The 17,851-nt window shown below is 69.3% G+C and carries 15 protein-coding genes and 1 pseudogene; 1 reads left to right on the forward strand and 15 read right to left on the reverse strand.

Annotated features, from left to right (window positions below; all coding sequences use genetic code 11):
* Positions 1–5: 5 nt before the first annotated feature.
* The 15 genes and pseudogenes from aroB to ACWEEU_RS20010 form a co-directional block, all read right to left on the reverse strand.
* Positions 6–1,097 carry a 3-dehydroquinate synthase gene (gene aroB / locus ACWEEU_RS19940; protein WP_451733941.1) on the reverse strand — a complete coding sequence of 364 codons (1,092 nt, stop codon included), beginning with the start codon at positions 1,095–1,097 and terminating at the stop codon, positions 6–8.
* Positions 1,094–1,612 (reverse strand): shikimate kinase, encoded by a 519-nt coding sequence (locus tag ACWEEU_RS19945; protein WP_385749089.1) that lies wholly within the window; start codon positions 1,610–1,612, stop codon positions 1,094–1,096. Before ACWEEU_RS19945 ends, aroB begins: the two co-directional genes overlap by 4 nt.
* Positions 1,609–2,793, reverse strand: a complete 1,185-nt coding sequence (gene aroC, locus ACWEEU_RS19950) for a chorismate synthase (RefSeq protein ID WP_385749087.1) — start codon at positions 2,791–2,793, stop codon at positions 1,609–1,611. Before aroC ends, ACWEEU_RS19945 begins: the two co-directional genes overlap by 4 nt.
* A 189-nt stretch (positions 2,794–2,982) precedes the next feature.
* Positions 2,983–3,816, reverse strand: coding sequence for a shikimate dehydrogenase (locus ACWEEU_RS19955; protein ID WP_451733944.1), 834 nt, complete (start codon positions 3,814–3,816; stop codon positions 2,983–2,985).
* 714 nt (positions 3,817–4,530) lie between these two features.
* A pseudogene (locus tag ACWEEU_RS19960) lies at positions 4,531–5,379 on the reverse strand (IS5/IS1182 family transposase).
* Positions 5,380–5,459: 80 nt separating this feature from the next.
* A complete protein-coding gene (gene mltG, locus ACWEEU_RS19965; protein WP_451733946.1) occupies positions 5,460–7,187 on the reverse strand; it encodes an endolytic transglycosylase MltG in 1,728 nt (575 codons plus the stop codon).
* 122 nt (positions 7,188–7,309) lie between these two features.
* Positions 7,310–7,774: a Holliday junction resolvase RuvX gene (gene ruvX / locus ACWEEU_RS19970; RefSeq protein WP_242489007.1), complete on the reverse strand. Its 465-nt coding sequence runs from the start codon at positions 7,772–7,774 to the stop codon at positions 7,310–7,312.
* Positions 7,775–7,784: 10 nt separating this feature from the next.
* Positions 7,785–10,457: an alanine--tRNA ligase gene (gene alaS / locus ACWEEU_RS19975; RefSeq protein ID WP_451733948.1), complete on the reverse strand. Its 2,673-nt coding sequence runs from the start codon at positions 10,455–10,457 to the stop codon at positions 7,785–7,787.
* Positions 10,457–10,819 carry a hypothetical protein gene (locus ACWEEU_RS19980; protein ID WP_385751127.1) on the reverse strand — a complete coding sequence of 121 codons (363 nt, stop codon included), beginning with the start codon at positions 10,817–10,819 and terminating at the stop codon, positions 10,457–10,459. The genes alaS and ACWEEU_RS19980 overlap by 1 nt, the downstream gene beginning before the upstream one ends.
* Positions 10,820–10,834: 15 nt before the next feature.
* Positions 10,835–11,272: a DUF948 domain-containing protein gene (locus ACWEEU_RS19985; protein WP_385751129.1), complete on the reverse strand. Its 438-nt coding sequence runs from the start codon at positions 11,270–11,272 to the stop codon at positions 10,835–10,837.
* 246 nt (positions 11,273–11,518) lie between these two features.
* Entirely contained in the window at positions 11,519–12,133 is a 615-nt protein-coding gene (rpsD, locus tag ACWEEU_RS19990) for a 30S ribosomal protein S4 (protein WP_199588428.1), read from the reverse strand.
* A 343-nt stretch (positions 12,134–12,476) separates the two neighbouring features.
* Positions 12,477–13,829 (reverse strand): replication-associated recombination protein A, encoded by a 1,353-nt coding sequence (locus ACWEEU_RS19995; protein WP_451733951.1) that lies wholly within the window; start codon positions 13,827–13,829, stop codon positions 12,477–12,479.
* A gap of 71 nt (positions 13,830–13,900) precedes the next feature.
* Positions 13,901–14,557, reverse strand: coding sequence for a vitamin K epoxide reductase family protein (locus ACWEEU_RS20000; RefSeq protein WP_451733953.1), 657 nt, complete (start codon positions 14,555–14,557; stop codon positions 13,901–13,903).
* Positions 14,558–14,777: 220 nt separating this feature from the next.
* The gene (gene hisS, locus ACWEEU_RS20005; RefSeq protein ID WP_451733955.1) at positions 14,778–16,040 is read right to left on the reverse strand and encodes a histidine--tRNA ligase; all 1,263 of its coding nucleotides are present in this window, start codon (positions 16,038–16,040) and stop codon (positions 14,778–14,780) included.
* 17 nt (positions 16,041–16,057) lie between these two features.
* On the reverse strand, positions 16,058–16,765 hold the full coding sequence (locus ACWEEU_RS20010) for an MBL fold metallo-hydrolase (protein ID WP_385751369.1): 708 nt from the start codon (positions 16,763–16,765) through the stop codon (positions 16,058–16,060).
* Between the two features lie 180 nt (positions 16,766–16,945).
* Here ACWEEU_RS20010 and ACWEEU_RS20015 point away from each other — a divergent pair, with 180 nt between their 5' ends.
* A complete protein-coding gene (locus tag ACWEEU_RS20015; RefSeq protein ID WP_385751371.1) occupies positions 16,946–17,785 on the forward strand; it encodes a peptidylprolyl isomerase in 840 nt (279 codons plus the stop codon).
* Positions 17,786–17,851: the final 66 nt, after the last annotated feature.

A 17,851-nucleotide genomic window follows, 5' to 3' on the forward strand; every position in this document is an offset into this window, starting at 1 on the left:
GGGATCTACTGGCCCACTTCACCGTAGGCGGCGAGGAGGACGGCGGGGTCCGGGCCCTCCAGGACCGTGGGGCGGGCGAGACCGTCCAGGACGATGAAGCGGAGCAGGTCGCCCCGGGACTTCTTGTCGACCTTCATGGCCTCGACCAGCTTGGGCCACTGGTCGTAGCGGTAGTGCAGGGGCAGACCGACGGACTCCAGGACCGCGCGGTGGCGGTCGGCGGTGGCGTCGTCCAACCGGCCCGCCAGACGGCCGAGTTCGGCGGCGAAGTGCATACCGACGGCGACGGCCGCGCCGTGCCGCCACTTGTACCGCTCGTTCTTCTCGATGGCGTGGCCGAGGGTGTGCCCGTAGTTGAGGATCTCCCGGCGCCCCTCCTCCTTGAGGTCGGAGGAGACCACGTCGGCCTTGACCCGGATCGAGCGCTCGATCAACTCGGCGGTGTGCGGTCCCGCCGGGGTGCGGGCGGCCTGCGGGTCGGACTCGATCAGGTCGAGGATCACCGGGTCGGCGATGAAGCCGGCCTTGATGACCTCCGCGAGCCCGGAGACGTAGTCGTGGACCGGGAGGGAGTCCAGGGCGGCCAGGTCGCACAGGACGCCGGCCGGGGGGTGGAAGGCGCCGACGAGGTTCTTGCCCTCGGCGGTGTTGATGCCGGTCTTGCCGCCGACCGCCGCGTCCACCATGGCCAGCACGGTGGTGGGGATCGCGATCCAGCGGACCCCGCGCAGCCAGGTCGCCGCGACGAATCCGGCCAGGTCGGTGGTGGCGCCGCCGCCGACGCCCACGATGACGTCGGAGCGGGTGAAGCCGGACTGCCCGAGCGCCTTCCAGCAGTAGGCGGCGACCTCGGCGGTCTTGGCCTCCTCCGCGTTGGGCACCTGGATGGCGACGGCCTCGAAGCCCTGCCCGGCCAGGTCGGCACGCAGCGCGTCCCCGGTCTCCGCCAGCGCCTCAGGGTGGATCACCGCGACCCGCTTCGCCTTGGCGCCGATCAACCCGGCCAGCTCACCGAGGAGTTGGCGGCCCACCAGGACCTCGTAGGGGGCGGTGCCGGCCGTCCCGGCGACCTGGACGCGGGTGACTGCCTCGCTCATGCTTCCTTCAACTCCAGTGCGTCCAGGACGGCTTGGGCGACCTCGTCGGGGCCGCGCCCGTCCGTCGCCACGACCACCGCGGCGACCTCCTCGTACAGATGGCGGCGGGCCTCCATCAGCTCCCGCCACTGCTTGCGCGGGTTGACCGCGAGCAGTGGGCGCGCCGCGTTCAGACCGGTGCGGCGCACCGCCTCCTCGACGTCCATCGAGAGGTAGACCACCCGCTGCCCGGCCAGCAGCGCCCGCGTGTCCGCGTCAAGGACCGCGCCGCCGCCCAGGGCGAGGACACCCGTGTGCCCGGCGACCGCCTCGGCCACCGCGCGCTTCTCCAGCGCGCGGAAGACCTCCTCGCCGTCGTCCACGAAGATGTCCGCGATCGCGCGGCCCTGCTCGGTCACGATGTCGTCGTCGGTGTCCCGGAAGGCCGCGCCCAGGTGCTCGGCCAGCAGCCGTCCGACGGTGGACTTGCCCACGCCCATCGGGCCGACCAGGACCACGACCGGCATACCGCTCATCCGATCGTCAGGTTGTCGAGGTACGACCGGACGTTGCGGCGGGTCTCCGCCACGCTGTCGCCGCCGAACTTCTCCGCCACCGCGTCCGCCAGGACCAGCGCCACCATGGCCTCCGCCACGATGCCCGCCGCCGGGACCGCGCACACGTCCGAGCGCTGGTGGTGCGCCTGCGTGGCCTCGCCCGTGGCGACGTCCACCGTCCGCAGGGCGCGCGGCACGGTCGCGATCGGCTTCATCGCCGCCCGCACCCGCAGCAGCTCGCCCGTGGTCAGACCGCCCTCGGTACCGCCGGAGCGGCCGGTGACGCGACGGATGCCGTCCTCGGTCCGGACGATCTCGTCGTGCGCCTTCGAACCCGGCACCCGCGCCAGATCGAAGCCGTCGCCGACCTCGACACCCTTGATCGCCTGGATGCCCATGAGCGCGGCCGCCAGACGGGCGTCCAGCCTGCGGTCCCAGTGCACGTGCGAGCCGAGCCCGACCGGCACGCCGTAGGCCAGCACCTCGACCACACCGCCGAGCGTGTCGCCGTCCTTGTGGGCCTGGTCGATCTCCGCGACCATCGCCTTCGACGCGTCCGCGTCGAGGCAGCGCACCGGGTCCGCGTCCAGCCGCTCCACGTCCGCCGGAGTCGGGTAGACGCCGTACGGCGCCTTCGCCGCCGCGAGCTCCACCACGTGGGAGACGATCTCGATCCCGGCCGTCTCCTTCAGGTACGACCGCGCCACCGCGCCCAGCGCCACCCGCGCCGCCGTCTCACGCGCCGAGGCACGCTCCAGGATCGGCCGCGCCTCGTCGAAGCCGTACTTCTGCATACCGGCGAGGTCGGCGTGGCCGGGACGCGGGCGGGTCAGCGGCGCGTTGCGCGCCAGGCCCGCCAGGACCTCCTCGTCCACCGGGTCGGCCGCCATGACCTGCTCCCACTTCGGCCACTCGGTGTTGCCCACCATGACCGCCACCGGGGAACCCAGCGTCAGACCGTGCCGGACACCGCCCAGGAAGGTGACCTCGTCCCGCTCGAACTTCATCCGCGCGCCGCGTCCATAGCCGAGCCGCCGCCGCGCCAGATGATCCGCCACCATCTCGGTGGTGATCGGCACGCCGGCGGGAAGTCCCTCCAGCGTCGCGACGAGTGCGGGGCCGTGGGACTCCCCCGCGGTCAGCCAACGCAGCCTGCTCAACGGTGCTCCTCAGTGTTCGCGCCCGGTACTGCGCCGCGTACACAGATGCGCGCGTACGGCGGCGGCACGACCGGGTGCGCGATTCCGGTCCGCCACCTCCGATCCTCCCACGCCGGGGGACGAATCCGGTCCTCGGTCCGGATACCGGGACCGGCGCGGGGCACGGGAACGGGGGTGCGACCGGGCTGCTCAGCGGGCGGCGAGGGCCTGTTCGCCCGCGTGCCGCATGGCCTCCAGCGGGGCCGGGGAGCGCCCGGTCATGGCCTCGACCTGGAGCACGGCCTGGTGGACGAGCAGGTCCAGGCCGCCGACCACGGCGCCGCCGAACATGGACCAGCGGGCGGCCAGCTCGGTCGGCCAGGGGTCGTAGAGCACGTCGAAGAGCGTGGCGGGGCGCTCGGGCACGGCGCTCGCGAGGGCGTCGGTGGCGCCCGCCGGGGTGGTGGCGATCACCAGCGGGGCGTGCAGCGCGTCGGCCGCCTCCGCCCAGGCGGCGATGCGGACCTCGACGTCGAGCCGCTCGCCCCACTGCCGCATCTCGTCGGCGCGGGCGGCGCTGCGCACGTACGCGGTGACCTCGCCGGCGCAGACCCGGGCCAGGGCGGCCAGGGCGGAGGACGCGGTGGCGCCGGCGCCCAGGATCGCGGCGGACTCCACCTCCTCGATGCCGTGCTCGCGCAGCGCGGCGACCATGCCGGGGATGTCGGTGTTGTCGCCGAGGCGGCGGCCGTCCTCGGTGCACACGACCGTGTTGACGGCGTCCACCGAGGCGGCGGTCTCGCTGATCCCGTCGAGCAGCGGGATGACGGCCCGCTTGAGCGGCATGGTCAGGGAAAGCCCCGCCCACTCCGGTCCGAGCTTCTCGACGAAGGCGGGCAGCCCGTCCTCGTCCACCTCGAACCGGTCGTAGGACCACCCGTCGAGCCCGAGCGCGGCATAGGCCGCGCGGTGCAGCACGGGCGAGAGCGAGTGGGCGATGGGTTTGCCGAGAACGGCGGCCCTATTAATCCTGTCACCAACCACAACGCCTCCACGTCAGTTGCCTAAATCGGATATTTGATAGATATCACGATACCGATCGCCACGCCATTGACAGTAATACAAAAACCATGGAAGAATTATCTTCCACCTCGCATTTTCGTAACCCGCGTAACTGGACTTTCAAGAATGAGGAACAAAATGAGAAAACGCTCCATGCTAATCCTTGCAAGTTTCCTCCTGGCGGGGATCATAGCTCCCACAGGAACAGCACAAGCTGCTGACTTCTCAGAATGCTACGCTTCTTCTGGTGGCACTGTTGGCGCTTACGGTACCTCGTACGCTTCATGGGAGAGCGGCATTACCGGGGTCGTCGATGTAGATCTTTCCGTTAACGACCTGGCTGCGGACGGTCATCACGTAGCAGTTCGACTCACAACTCATGACAGTAACGGGGATCGCCGCAATTGGACTTGGCATCACTGGTCCGATGGCGCTAACACCAGTTACACCTGGCACACGTCCGCGCAAGACTCCGACAAGGGCATAAGAGACACGGGAGTTCAGGTTGGCGTATTCGAGAAGGATACCCTCTTGTACTCATGCACGGCCTGGGATTAACTAATTCCTCATCTAGTGTGCAGAGGGGACGTCTGACGTCCCCTCTGCACACTTTTGATCTCTACGATGTGCATTGCCGGATTCTCTAGACACGCTGACATTCTGATCACCCTGCTCATCGCAGCAGGACGGAGCCGTTCAGAGACATAGCCACAAACCCGACGGAGCTCTGTGAGCCGCTCTCATCTCTGAATAGCTACAGATCATCAGCGTGCGGATGACTTGACCGATGGCGCCGATACGGCGGGTGGAGCTGGCCTGTCGGGGCAACCGCCAGGTCTTCAGCTACGCGAAGGCGCCCCCTCCGTGATCCCAGGCCGACTCATCACGATTGAACTCCTAATGAGCGGATTGCTCACGGTGGCGGTAGCAGGTGGTACGAACGGTTACTCCGTCACCCCGATATATCCCCGTCTGCGAGCACGAGGGGTTACCCCGTGAGGCACGGCTTAGATGATGCCGCAGGCGGCGGTCAGGTCGCGTGTATGCATCTCAGCGTAGCCCAGAGAACCAGAGTGGCGTGCCGTCCGGCCGGGCCATGCCGGGCCATAACGTATTACGTCCATGCCATGCTGCGCTTCTTACGCTTTGGGACAGCTCGTCCACATGGACACGGTCGATGGAAATGAGGGTGCCGTCGACGATGACGAAGCCGCACTCGGCGATCCAGACCGAGATTCAGGCAAACCCGCTGCCCGGAAAATGTGAATACATCCAAAGCCTCGCCAACGTAGCACCCGGCGGTGGTCACCGAGACGCCGAAGCCAGTCGTCTGGGCGGGCAGTTTCTCCTTTCTTGCTCAAGTGCACCAGCGCGAGCAACGCCTGGTTGAGGCAGCCCAGCCTCCTACACCGTGTACAGTGTTCATTCTTTCGAGTACACATAAGCCAAAAAACGCGCAATCAGCTCATGTGGGATGTTAACCGTGGCACGCCACAGGACCAGCGAGGCTCCTCGAACGATGCCGTGGCGCGCAGAGAACACCACCCGCAACTCAGGAGCCTCACCTCGTCACCCCACCCCGTTGCCCTCACGCCTTCACCCCACCGCGACAGAATGAAAAAGGTTCAGTTGCCCGTGGCGGCATTGAACTTTTCCTTGAGCTTGAGGAAGTCGTCGTAGGTCCGGGCGAACTCGGTGTTGTTGACGCCGTCGGTCGCCACGAAGTAGTACCAGCCCTCGTGCGTCGGGTCGAGCGCCGCCTTCAGCGCCTCGTCGCCCGGGTTGTCGATCGGGCCGGGCGGCAGGCCCTTGTTGATGTACGTGTTGTACGGGTTGTTGTCCTTGTTGATCTCTGTCTGAGAGATGTGGATGTTGCTCGTGCCCTTGTAGTAGTTGTACGTCGAGTCGAACTGGAGCAGCCGGTTCGTCTCGGTGTTGTCGGGCTTGAGACGGTTGTAGACCACCTCCGCCATCCTGCGGAAGTCGTCGTGCGTCTTGCCCTCCGCCTGGACCAGGCTCGCGACCGTGAGGAGCTGGTAGGAGTTGTCGAGACCCAGCTCCTTTGCCTTCTTCGTCAGGTTGTACTGGGTGTAGCGCTCGTTGGCCTGGGCGACCATCGACTTCAGTACGTCCTTGGGCTTCTGGCCCTTGGTGACGGGGTAGCTGGAGGGGAAGAGGAATCCTTCCAGCGGGTCCTTGAGGTTGGGGTGGCCGAGGGCCCAGGCGGGCAGGCCGAGGGACTTGTAGTCCTTCTTCGCGACCTTGAAGGTGGTGCCCTTCGGCACCTTGAGACGGTCGTCGATCTGCTGGTAGACCCGCGTGTTGCGCGAGCCCTCGGTGATGATCAGGTTGCTGCGGCTCTTCGGGCTGAGCATCAGTTCGACCGCGCTGGCGGCCGACATGTGCTTCTGGAGCGTGTAGACGCCGTCCTGGAGCGACTTGCCCTGGGGATTGGCGAGCTGGGCCGAGACGAAGGCGTCGACGCTCTCGACGACCCCCTTGTCCTTGAGCAACCGGCCGATGTCGGCGCCGCCCGCGCCCTTCGGGACCTGCACGATCACCGTCTCGCCGTTGCCGCTGCCCGCGTAGTCCGCGGGCGGGGCGAAACGATTTTGGTAGAAGGTGTAGCCGAGATAGCCGACGCCGCCGAGGCCGCCACCGAACACGACGATGACGACCATCAGGGCGCAACCTGTGCGCCCTTTCTTCTTCTTGACGGGCTTGCGGCCCTTGCCGCGCCGGTCCGCGCGGCTCGCCGTCGCGGGCTCGTCCTCGGTGTCGTCGTCCTCGCCGCTCCCGGCGGCCAGGGGGTGCTCGTCCGGCTCCTCGCCCTGCTCCCAGTCCGGCTCGGGGTCGGCGACGGGCTCGGCGGTGCGGTGGCCGGGAGGCTGCGGGGGCGGGTAGGCGTCCTCGGTGCCGTAGAGGTCGGGCTGCTCGCCGCCGTAGGCCACGGGGTGCTGCCCGTAGGGGTCGCCGGGGTCGGCGGCGTAGGGCACCTGGCCGTGGGTGCCCGTGGCGTCCCAGCCGCCGCCCTGGTGCTGCGGATGCTGCGGGTGCTGCTGGTGGTGGTGCTGACCGGCGAACTGCTGGTCGTAGTGGGCGCCGCCCTGACCGTCGTAGTGCTGCGGGTGCTGCGGGTGCTGGGGGTACTGCTCGCCATAGCCCGGCTGCTGCTGGCCCTGGGACCAGTCACCGTACTGCTGCTGCGGCTGCTGCGGGTACTGCTGCTGCGGCTGGCCGCCGTAGGGGGACTGACCCGGGTGGGCCTGCTGTCCTCCCCATCCGCCGTCCCCGTACAACGGGTCCTCCGGATGCCACGGTTCGGAGCCTGGGCCCCGGCCATACTCAGTCATCGATCCCCTAGAGCCGCGAGGCCATGGCGGTCGCGCGGCTCCCGTACCGGCGCCGTTCCGCCTCTTTCTGTGCGGTGACTGTTCGAAACCACCGCATCGCGCGGAACGTTACCGTATCGCGATCAGATGACCACTTCGACGCCCTCGCCGGGTGGTCCGCCTGACACCCGTTCGGATTCCAGGGCCTGCTGCAGGATGATGACGGCGGCCGCCTGGTCGATCACGGAGCGGCCCTTCTTGGACTTCACGCCGGAGGCCCGGAGTCCCTGACTGGCCGTCACCGTGGTCATCCGCTCGTCCACCAGGCGGACCGGCACCGGCTTGATGCCCCGGGCCAGTTCCTGGGCGAACGCGCGCACCTTGACCGCGGCCGGCCCCTCGCCCCCCTTGAGGGAGCGAGGGAGACCGACGACGACCTCGATCGGCTCGTACTCCTCCACCAGCTGCCGCAGGCGCCGGTGCGCGGCCGGTACGTCCCGGCCGGGCACCGTCTCCACCGGAGTGGCGAGGATCCCGTCGGGGTCGCACGAGGCGACCCCGATCCGGGCGTCCCCGACGTCGATCGCGAGTCGTCGTCCTCTGCGCATGAGCGATGCCCTACTTGGCCGTGTCGGCGACGAGCCGCTCGACCGCGTCGACGGCCTCGCCGACGGCGGCCGGGTTCTGGCCACCGCCCTGGGCGACGTCCGGCTTGCCGCCACCGCCGCCGCCGAGGGTCTTGGCGGCGGTACGGACCAGCTCGCCGGCCTTGAGACCGCGCTCACGGGCGGCTTCGTTGGTGGCGATGACGGTCAGCGGCTTGCCGTTGTTCACGGTGAACAGGGCGACGACGGCGGGCCGGCCGCCCTGGATGCGCCCGCGCACGTCCAGGACCAGCTTGCGCAGGTCGTCCGGCGTCGTGCCGTCCGGGACCTGGCCGGTGACCACGGCGACCCCGCGCACGTCCTTGGCGGAGCCGGCGAGACCGGCGGCGGCCTGGAGGACCTTCTCCGCGCGGAACTTCTCGATCTCCTTCTCGGCGTCCTTCAGCTTGCCGAGCATCGCGGAGACCTTCTCCGGCAGCTCCTCCGAGCGGCCCTTCAGCAGCTCGGTGAGCTGGTTGACGACCGTGTGCTCGCGGGCGAGGAAGTTGTAGGCGTCGACGCCGACCAGGGCCTCGATACGGCGCACACCGGAGCCGATGGAGGACTCGCCGAGCAGCTTCACCAGACCGAGCTGGGCGGTGTTGTGCACGTGGGTGCCGCCGCACAGCTCCTTGGAGAAGTCGCCGATGGTCACGACGCGCACGCGCTCGCCGTACTTCTCGCCGAACTCCGCGATGGCGCCCTGCTTCTTGGCCTCGTCGATGCCCATGACCTCGGCGTGGACGTCGAGGTCGCGGGCGAGCACCTCGTTGATCTTCTGCTCGACGTCGGTCATCACGGCCGTCGGAACGGCGGACGGGGAGCCGAAGTCGAAGCGGAAGCGGCCGGGCTGGTTCTCGGAACCGGCCTGGGCGGCCGTCGGGCCGAGGGCGTCGCGCAGCGCCTGGTGGGTCAGGTGGGTGGCCGAGTGGGCGCGGGCGATGGCCTTGCGGCGCAGCCGGTCCACGGAGGCGTGGGCCTTGGCGCCGACGGTGACCTCGCCGACCTGGACGGTGCCCTTGTGGACGTAGACGCCCGGGACCGGCTTCTGGGTGTCGCGGACGTCGATGACGGCACCGGAGTCCACCTTGATGCGGCCGGTGTCGCCGATCTGGCCGCCGCCCTCGGCGTAGAACGGGGTGCGGTCGAGGACGATCTCGACCTCGTCGCCCTCGGTGGCGGCCGGGGAGGAGACGCCGTCGACGAGGATGCCGACGATCGTGGACTCGCCCTCGGTGTCGCTGTAGCCGATGAAGTCGGTGGCACCGGCGGCGTCCGCGATCTCACGGTAGGCGCCGAGGTCGGCGTGACCGGTCTTCTTGGCCTGGGCGTCGGCCTTGGCGCGCTCCCGCTGCTCCTTCATCAGGCGGCGGAAGCCCTCCTCGTCCACCGAGAGGCCCTGTTCGGCGGCCATCTCGAGGGTGAGGTCGATCGGGAAACCCCAGGTGTCGTGGAGCAGGAACGCCTTGTCGCCGGAGAGGACCGAGCCACCGGCCTGCTTGGTCTCGGTGACGGCGGTGTCGAGGATGTTGGTGCCGGCCTTCAGCGTCTTGAGGAAGGCGGCCTCCTCGGCGAGGGCGACCTTCTCGATGCGCTCGCGGTCGGTGATCAGCTCGGGGTACTGCTGCCCCATCATCTCGATCACGGTGTCGATCAGCGGCTTGACGACCGGACCCGTGGCACCCAGCAGGCGCATGTTGCGGATGGCGCGGCGCATGATGCGGCGCAGCACGTAGCCGCGGCCCTCGTTGCCCGGGGTGACGCCGTCGCCGATGAGCATCACGGAGGTGCGCATGTGGTCGGTGACCACGCGCAGCGAGACGTCGGACTGCTGGGCGGCGCCGTACTCGACACCGGTCAGCTCGGTGGCCTTCTTGATGACGGCCATGGAGGTGTCGATCTCGTACATGTTCTGCACGCCCTGCAGAATCATGGCGAGACGCTCCAGGCCGAGGCCCGTGTCGATGTTCTGGCTCGGCAGGTCCCCGAGGATCTCGAAGTTGTCCTTGCCGATGCCCTCGCCCCGCTCGTACTGCATGAAGACGAGGTTCCAGATCTCGACGTACCGCTCGTCGTTCACGGCGGGGCCGCCCTCGACGCCGAACTCGGGGCCGCGGTCGTAGTTGATCTCGGAGCAGGGGCCGCAGGGGCCGGGGACGCCCATGGACCAGTAGTTGTCCTTCATGCCCAGGCGCTGGATGCGCTCCTTGGGCACGCCGACGACATCGTGCCAGATGCGCTCGGCCTCGTCGTCGTCCTTGTAGACGGTGATCCACAGGCGTTCGGGGTCGAGGCCGTAGCCGCCCTTGTCCTGGGGGCTGGTGAGCAGCTCCCAGGCGAACTTGATGGCGCCTTCCTTGAAGTAGTCGCCGAAGGAGAAGTTGCCGCACATCTGGAAGAACGTGCCGTGGCGGGTGGTCTTGCCGACCTCTTCGATGTCGGGCGTGCGCACGCACTTCTGCACGCTGGTGGCGCGCGGGAAGGGCGGCTTGACCTCACCCAGGAAGTAGGGCTTGAAGGGCACCATGCCGGCGGGGACGAGGAGCAGAGTCGGGTCGTCCGCGATGAGCGACGCCGAAGGGACGACGGTGTGCCCGCGCTCCTCGAAGAAGCTCAGCCAGCGGCGGCGAATCTCGGCCGACTCCATCAGTGGTCCTCATTCCGGTTGTACGAGTACGTCGTGTTCTCGATGTACTTCAGTGTGCTGCGGTCGTTCTCGGTGCGGTGGTTCTCGATGGCGGTGTACCGCCGGGCCGGGGGCAGGCCGGGGCTCTCGTGGATGCCGAGCGCCTCCTCCAGCTCGCTCTCCCGCTGTGCCATGTTGTCGCGGACGTCGAGCGCGAAGCCGACCGCGCGGTCCTTCAGGCGCGCTCCGGTCTCCAGGGCCTTGTTGGCCGCCGTCGCGGCGAGGCTCTCCGGGGTGAGCTGCTTCAGCTTGCGGTTGACCTTGGTGGTGGCCCACACACCGGCGGCGACACCCGTGGTGAACCAGAACGTACGGCGGAACATCGCTGGTCTCAGTCCTTACTTTCGCTTGCCCCGCCGGCTGCCCGGGACCGTCCGGCCGACGATCACCGTGCGCTTCGACGGCTTCGCGGGCGCGGTCTCCTTGCGGCCGCCGAGGGCCTGGCGGACGCCGTAGCCGAAGGCCGCGACCTTGACCAGGGGGCCGCCGAAGGTGGAGGCGACGGTGGAGGAGAGCGCCGAGGCGTTGGAGGTGACCTCCTGGACGTCGGTCGCGATCGCGTCCACCCGGTCGATCTGGGTCTGCGCGGACCGGACGGCCGCGGACGCGTCGGCGAGCAGCGGGACGGCCTGGTCGGTCACGTCCGCCACGAGCTTGGTCGTCGCCTTGAGGGTCTGGGCCAGCCTCGCCAGTGCCACCGCGAGGAAGGAGACCAGGATCGCCCAGAAGACGGCCACCAGGATTCCGGCCACCTCTCCACCGGACACTGTGCGCACCCGCTCCCTGAAACATGCCTGAGCATCGGAAAAGTCGTGCACCGAGCCTATCGCGCCGACGGCGGGGCTCTGTACCGGATTACCCGGGGCCGCCCGGCGGCTTCCCCGGGCGCTCGGGCGGTCCGGGAATGCCGTCCGGGCACGCGGTCCTGGGACACGCGGCCCGGGAACGCGCGAACCCGCCGCCCCGCCCGCCCGGAAAGGGCGAGGGGACGACGGGCCTGAGTGCCTGCGCCGGGGCTGGGATCAGCGGGCGTAGTACTCGACGACGAGCTGCTCGTCGCAGATCACCGGGATCTCCTTGCGGTTCGGCTCGCGGTCCAGGCGGAACGCCAGGGCCTTGAGGTTCACCTGGAGGTAACGCGGGGTCTCGCCGTCGGGGGCGAAGCCACCCTCACGCGCGACCTGGAAGAGCGTCTTGTCCTTGGAGCGGTCGCGGACCTGCACGACGTCGTCCGGACGGACACGGAAGGACGGCTTGTCGACCTTCTGGCCGTTGACCTGGATGTGGCCGTGGACGACCATCTGGCGGGCCTGGTAGATCGTGCGGGCGATGCCCGAACGCAGGACCAGGGCGTCGAGACGACGCTCCAGCTCGATGATCAGGGCCTCGCCGGTCTTGCCCTGGACCTTGGCGGCACGCTCGTAGGCGCGGACGAGCTGGCGCTCGGACACGTCGTACTGCGCGCGCAGACGCTGCTTCTCGAGCAGACGGACCTTGTAGTCCGAGTTCTGCTTGCGGCCGCGGCCGTGCTCGCCCGGCGGGTAGGGGCGGGCCTCGAAGTACTTGACGGCCTTCGGGGTCAGCGCGATGCCGAGGGCACGCGACTTCTTGACCTTGGGGCGGGACTGGTTCGCCATGAACCAAACACCTCGTTTTATCTGTGCGAATACGGCTTCACCAGGGTTAGGGGAGGTCGCAATCCGCAGCCGGGGAAACCCTCCTGGTCCGTTGCCGGGCCGGGTGGGCAGCCGTTCCCTGGTCTGGGCACATACGTGCAGCACGCGAGTGGCCCACCGACCGGTTCCGGGCGCTGCCGGAGGGTGGTGGGCTGCCCGCGACACCTTCGACGGTGCGCGACGCTCCTGGAGAACCCCGCCCGAGGGCTGGATCTCCGGCTGGATGTCCCGCTCTGGTGAGCCGGTTCCTCTTGGCGAGGGGCCGGACACGGGACTCAGCACTTCGGGGCAGTCTACAGGGCGGTCAGGACCGCTTGCGACCGAGGTGCTTCCTGGTCCACTCGACGGCGTCCGCGTACCGCGCCTCGGCGCCGTTGCGGGTCGGGGTGTAGTACTCGCGGTCCTTGAGGGCGTCCGGGGCGTACTGCTGGGCGGCGATGGCGTCCGGCTGGTCGTGCGGATAGATGTACCCCTTGGCGTGGCCGAGCTTCTCGGCGCCCTTGTAGTGGCCGTCCCGCAGGTGGGAGGGGACCGGTCCGGCCAGGCCCTTGCGCACGTCGGCCATGGCCCCCTGGATCGCCCGGGTCGCCGCGTTGGACTTGGGGGCGAGGGCGAGGGCGATGGTGGCGTGGCTGAGGGTGAGCGCCGCCTCCGGGAAGCCGATCATCGCGACGGCCTGGGCGGCGGCGACGGCTATGGGCAGCGCGTTCGGGTCGGCGACGCCGATGTCCTCGCTGGCGGAGATCATCAGGCGGCGGGCGATGAAGCGGGGGTCCTCGCCGGCCTCGATCATGCGGGCCAGGTAGTGCAGGGCCGCGTCCACGTCGGAGCCGCGGATGGACTTGATCAGCGCGCTCGCCACGTCGTAGTGCTGGTCGCCGTCGCGGTCGTACTTCACGGCCGCGCGGTCGACGGTCGCCTCCAGGGTCTGGAGGGTGATCTCCGACTCGCCCTTGTCGAGCGCGGCGCCGGCCGCGGCCTCCAGGGCGGTCAGGATACGGCGGGCGTCGCCTCCGGCGATGCGGAGCAGGTGCTCCTCGGCCTCGTCGGGAAGCGTGAGGGCGTCCCCGAGACCGCGCTCGTCGGCGAGGGTGCGGCGCACCAGATGGCGCAGGTCGTCGTCGGTGAGCGGTTCGAGGGTGAGCAGGAGGGAGCGGGAGAGCAGCGGGGAGATCACCGAGAAGTACGGGTTCTCGGTGGTGGCGGCGATCAGGGTGACCCAGCGGTTCTCGACGGCCGGGAGCAGGGAGTCCTGCTGGGCCTTGCTGAAGCGGTGGATCTCGTCCAGGAAGAGGACGGTCTCCTTGCCGAAGCCTCCGGCGGCGCGGCGGGCGCCGTCGATGACCGCGCGGACCTCCTTGACGCCCGCGCTGATCGCGCTGAGTTCCACGAACCGCTTGTCGGTGGCGCGCGAGACGACGTGGGCGAGGGTGGTCTTGCCGGTGCCGGGCGGGCCCCAGAGCACGACCGAGGAGGGTCCCGCCGGGCCGCCGCCGCCCTCGACCAGGCGCCGCAGGGGTGAGCCGGGCTTCAGCAGATGCCGCTGGCCCACCACCTCGTCCAGCGTGCGCGGACGCATCCGCACCGCGAGAGGACTGCTGGTCGGGTCCTTCTCCTGGCGTTCTTCTGCAGCGGCGGTGAACAGGTCGGCTTCCACGCTGAAACCCTAAGACACCCCACTGACAATCGGGTCCGGGCCGCCCTGCCGGGCGCCCGGGGCACCGGAGGTCAGCTCGTCCAGAAGGTCCACCAGCGGGTCAGGATCAGCATCCCGATGATGCCGATGTGCAGCACCGGCAGGATCCAGGTGAACTCGCCGAAGAAGCTCTTCAGCGCGCGGCCGCCCGGCAGGAAACCGTTGCGGACGTTGAAGGACGTGACGTACCAGAACATGACGATGGTGGCGACCCAGGCCAGCGAGCACCACAGGCACAGCGCGTTGATCCGGTACAGGGACTGGAACTGCAGCCAGGAACAGAAGGCGACGCCGAAGAGGGTGCCGAAGTTGAAGGTCAGCCAGTACCAGCGCGGGAAGCGGGCGCGGGCCAGCAGGCTCATGCCGACGCAGATGACGATGCCGTAGCAGACCAGGCCGAGCATCGGGTTGGGGAAGCCGAAGGCGGCGGCCTGCTTGCTCTCCATGACGCTGCCGCAGGAGACCACCGGGTTGAGGCTGCACCCGGGGGTGAAGGTCTTGCCCGCGACCTTGGCCTCGAGGAGCTTGAACTTGTCGATCGTGATGACCCACGCGGCGAGCAGGCCTGCGGCGCCGGTGATCAGCAGCAGCACGGCGAAGGCGCGGCTGGAGCCGGCGGCTCCGGCTGGGGTGGCGGCGTGCTCCGGCTCGGGCACGGTGGAGACGTCGGTGACTGTCGTCTTGCTCATCACGCCGATTCCGTCTGCTTGAGAAGGGACCTTCTTCGGGCAGGGGCCATTGTGCCGCACGGGTGCGCCCGCGCACCGTTCGCTGTGGATAAGTAAGGACCTTCGGCCCTCGCGAGGGGCGGGTTTCCGGCCGGTTCCGGGGCCGGCGGGGGCACAGGAGAACGAAGAGTGACGGGCCGGGCGGCATCGTGCCGCCCGGCCCGTCGCGTGGACCGCGGGCTCAGCCGAGCCGGGACTCCAGTTCCGCGACGACCTCGGTGAGGCCGATGGGGGTCTGGTCGCCGGTCTCCATGTCCTTGAGCTGGACGACGCCGTCGGTGATGTCGCGCTCGCCGAGGACGAGGGCGTAGCGGGCGCCGGAGCGGTTGGCGGCCTTCATGGCGGCCTTCAGGCCCTTGGCGCCGTAGCAGAAGTCGGCGGCGACGCCGACCTTGCGCAGCTCGGTGACCTTGGCGAACAGCAGGCGGCGGGCCTCCTCGCCGAGCGGGACGGCGTAGACGCTGGTCGAGGACGGGATGTCCAGTTCCACACCCTCGGCCTCCAGGGCGAGGACGGTGCGGTCCACGCCGAGCGCCCAGCCGACGGACGGCAGCGCGGGGCCGCCGATCATCTCGGAGAGACCGTCGTAGCGGCCGCCGCCGCCGACCGCGGACTGCGAGCCGAGGCCGTCGTGGACGAACTCGAAGGTGGTGCGGGTGTAGTAGTCCAGGCCGCGCACCAGCTTGGCGTCGTCCTCGAAGGCGACGCCCGCCGCGGTGATCAGCTCGCGGACCTCCTCGTGGTACGCCTTGCAGGCGTCGCACAGGTAGTCGCGCAGCAGCGGCGCGTCGGTGAGCTGCTTCTGGACGTCGGCACGCTTGTCGTCCAGGACGCGCAGCGGGTTGATCTCGGCGCGGCGCAGGGTGTCCTCGTCGAGGTCGAGGCCGCGCAGGAAGTCCTGGAGGGCGGCCCGGTAGACCGGACGGCACTCCTTGTCGCCGAGGGAGTTCAGCAGGATGCGGAAGTTCCTGAGGCCCAGCGAGCGGTACGCCTGGTCGGCGAGGATGATCAGCTCGGCGTCGAGCGCCGGGTCCTCGGCACCGATCGCCTCGGCGCCGACCTGGGAGAAGTGGCGGTAACGGCCCTTCTGGGGGCGCTCGTAGCGGTAGTACGAGCCGGAGTACCAGAGCTTGACCGGGAGGTTGCCCGCCTTGTGCAGGTTGGCCTCCAGGGCGGCGCGCAGCACGGAGGCGGTGCCCTCGGGACGCAGGGCGAGCCGGTCGCCGCCCTTGGTCTCGAAGGCGTACATCTCCTTGGTGACGATGTCGGTGGACTCGCCGACACCGCGCGCGAACAGCTCGACGTTCTCGAAGCCGGGGGTCTCGATGTAGCCGTAGCCCGAGTTGCGCAGGGGGGCGGCGATGGCCTCGCGCACGGCGAGGTACGTGGCGGACTGCGGCGGGATCAGGTCGTACGTGCCCTTGGGGGCCTTGAAGGTGCTCACGGAAAGAGGCTCTCTCGTCACATTCCTCGTCGGGGAGCCTGGTCGGCTCCCTGGCCGGCGGCCACCTGCCGCAGATAGGGGTTGGTGGCGCGTTCCTGGCCGATGGTCGTCTGGGGGCCGTGGCCGGAGAGCACCACGGTGGAGTCGTCGAGCGGCAGGCACACGCGTGCCAGCGACCCGAGCATGTCCTCCATGGAGCCGCCCGGCAGGTCGGTGCGTCCGATGGAGCCGGCGAACAGCAGATCCCCGGAGAAGAAGACCGGCGGGATGTCGGTCTTCTCGGGCATCTCGAAGGTCACCGACCCCCTGGTATGGCCCGGCGCGTGCGCGACGGAGAACTCCATCCCGGCCAGGTGCAGCTTCGCCCCGTCGGTCAGCTCCCGGACGTCGTCCGGCTCCCCCACGGTCAGCTCGCCCATGAGCGGCATCCCGATGGACCGGCCGAGCGCCTTCTCGGGGTCGCTCAGCATGTAGCGGTCGTCGGGGTGGATCCAGGCCGGCACGTCGTGCGCGCCGCACACGGGGACGACCGAGGCGACGTGGTCGATGTGGCCGTGCGTGAGGACGACGGCGGTGGGCTTCAGCCGATGCTTGCGCAGCGTCTCCTCGACTCCTTGGGCGGCCTGATGGCCCGGGTCGATGATCACGCACTCCTCACCGGCGGCGGGGGCGACGACGTAACAGTTCGTCCCCCAGGCCCCGGCGGGGAACCCGGCAATGAGCACGATCGTCCTTCGTTTGTGTCGGTACGGGAGGGCTCGCGGGCGGTCGGCCCGTGGTCCAGAGCCTACCGGCGCTGCCGATTCCTCAGCGAACCCATATACGGTACGGGGCTACACGCGCCTGTCGGCCCGTCGCGCGCCCGCGCGTCGGCCGGCACACGACACGCATGAGGAGAGAACCCGGTGGTCAGCCAGGAGCAGCGGCGGCGTCAGCTCGCCCGGGAGAAGTTCTTGCGGCAGCAGCAGCGGCGCACCAGCGCACGGCGCAAGGCCAGGACGCGCAACTCCGTGATCGCGTCGGTCCTCGGCGTGGTCGTGATCGGCAGCGTCGCCCTGTACACGACCGGGGCGATGAAGGGCGACGACGACAAGAAGGTGAACGCGGGCTCCGAGGTCACCCCGTCCGCGAGCCCCGGCAAGAAGGCGCCGGACCCGTGCGAGAAGCCCGCCAAGGGCGCGGTGAAGAAGCTCCAGTGGAAGAAGGAGCCGGCGATGTCGATCGAGACGTCGGCGAAGTACACGATGAAGCTGGCCACCACCTGCGGTGACATCGGCATCGCGCTGAACACGGCGGCCCCGCACACGGTGAACTCGTTCGACTTCCTCGCGAACAAGGGCTACTTCGACCACACGAAGTGCCACCGTCTGACGACCAACGGGATCTACGTGCTGCAGTGCGGCGACCCGACGGGCACCGGCAGCGGCGGTCCGGGCTACACGCTCCCGGACGAGAACCTGAAGGACAAGAGCCTGAAGGGCAACACGTACCCGGCGGGCACGGTGGCGATGGCCAACCAGTACAACGCGCAGACCAAGCAGGGCCGTCACACCGGCGGCAGCCAGTTCTTCCTGGTCTACAAGGACAGCCCGCTGCCGCCCGACTACACCCCGTTCGGCACGATCGACAAGGCGGGCCTGAAGGTGCTCGACAAGATCGCGAAGGCCGGCGAGAGCACGGGCATGGGCGACGGCGCCCCGAACGCGACGGTCGTGATCGACAAGGCGACGGTCGCCAGGTCCTGACCCTCCGGTGGTGGCGGTCCGCGTCGTCATCTGCGCAATTTCGGTAGCGCTGGATGCGGACAGGCC

This window comes from Streptomyces sp. NPDC005004, assembly GCF_053600675.1.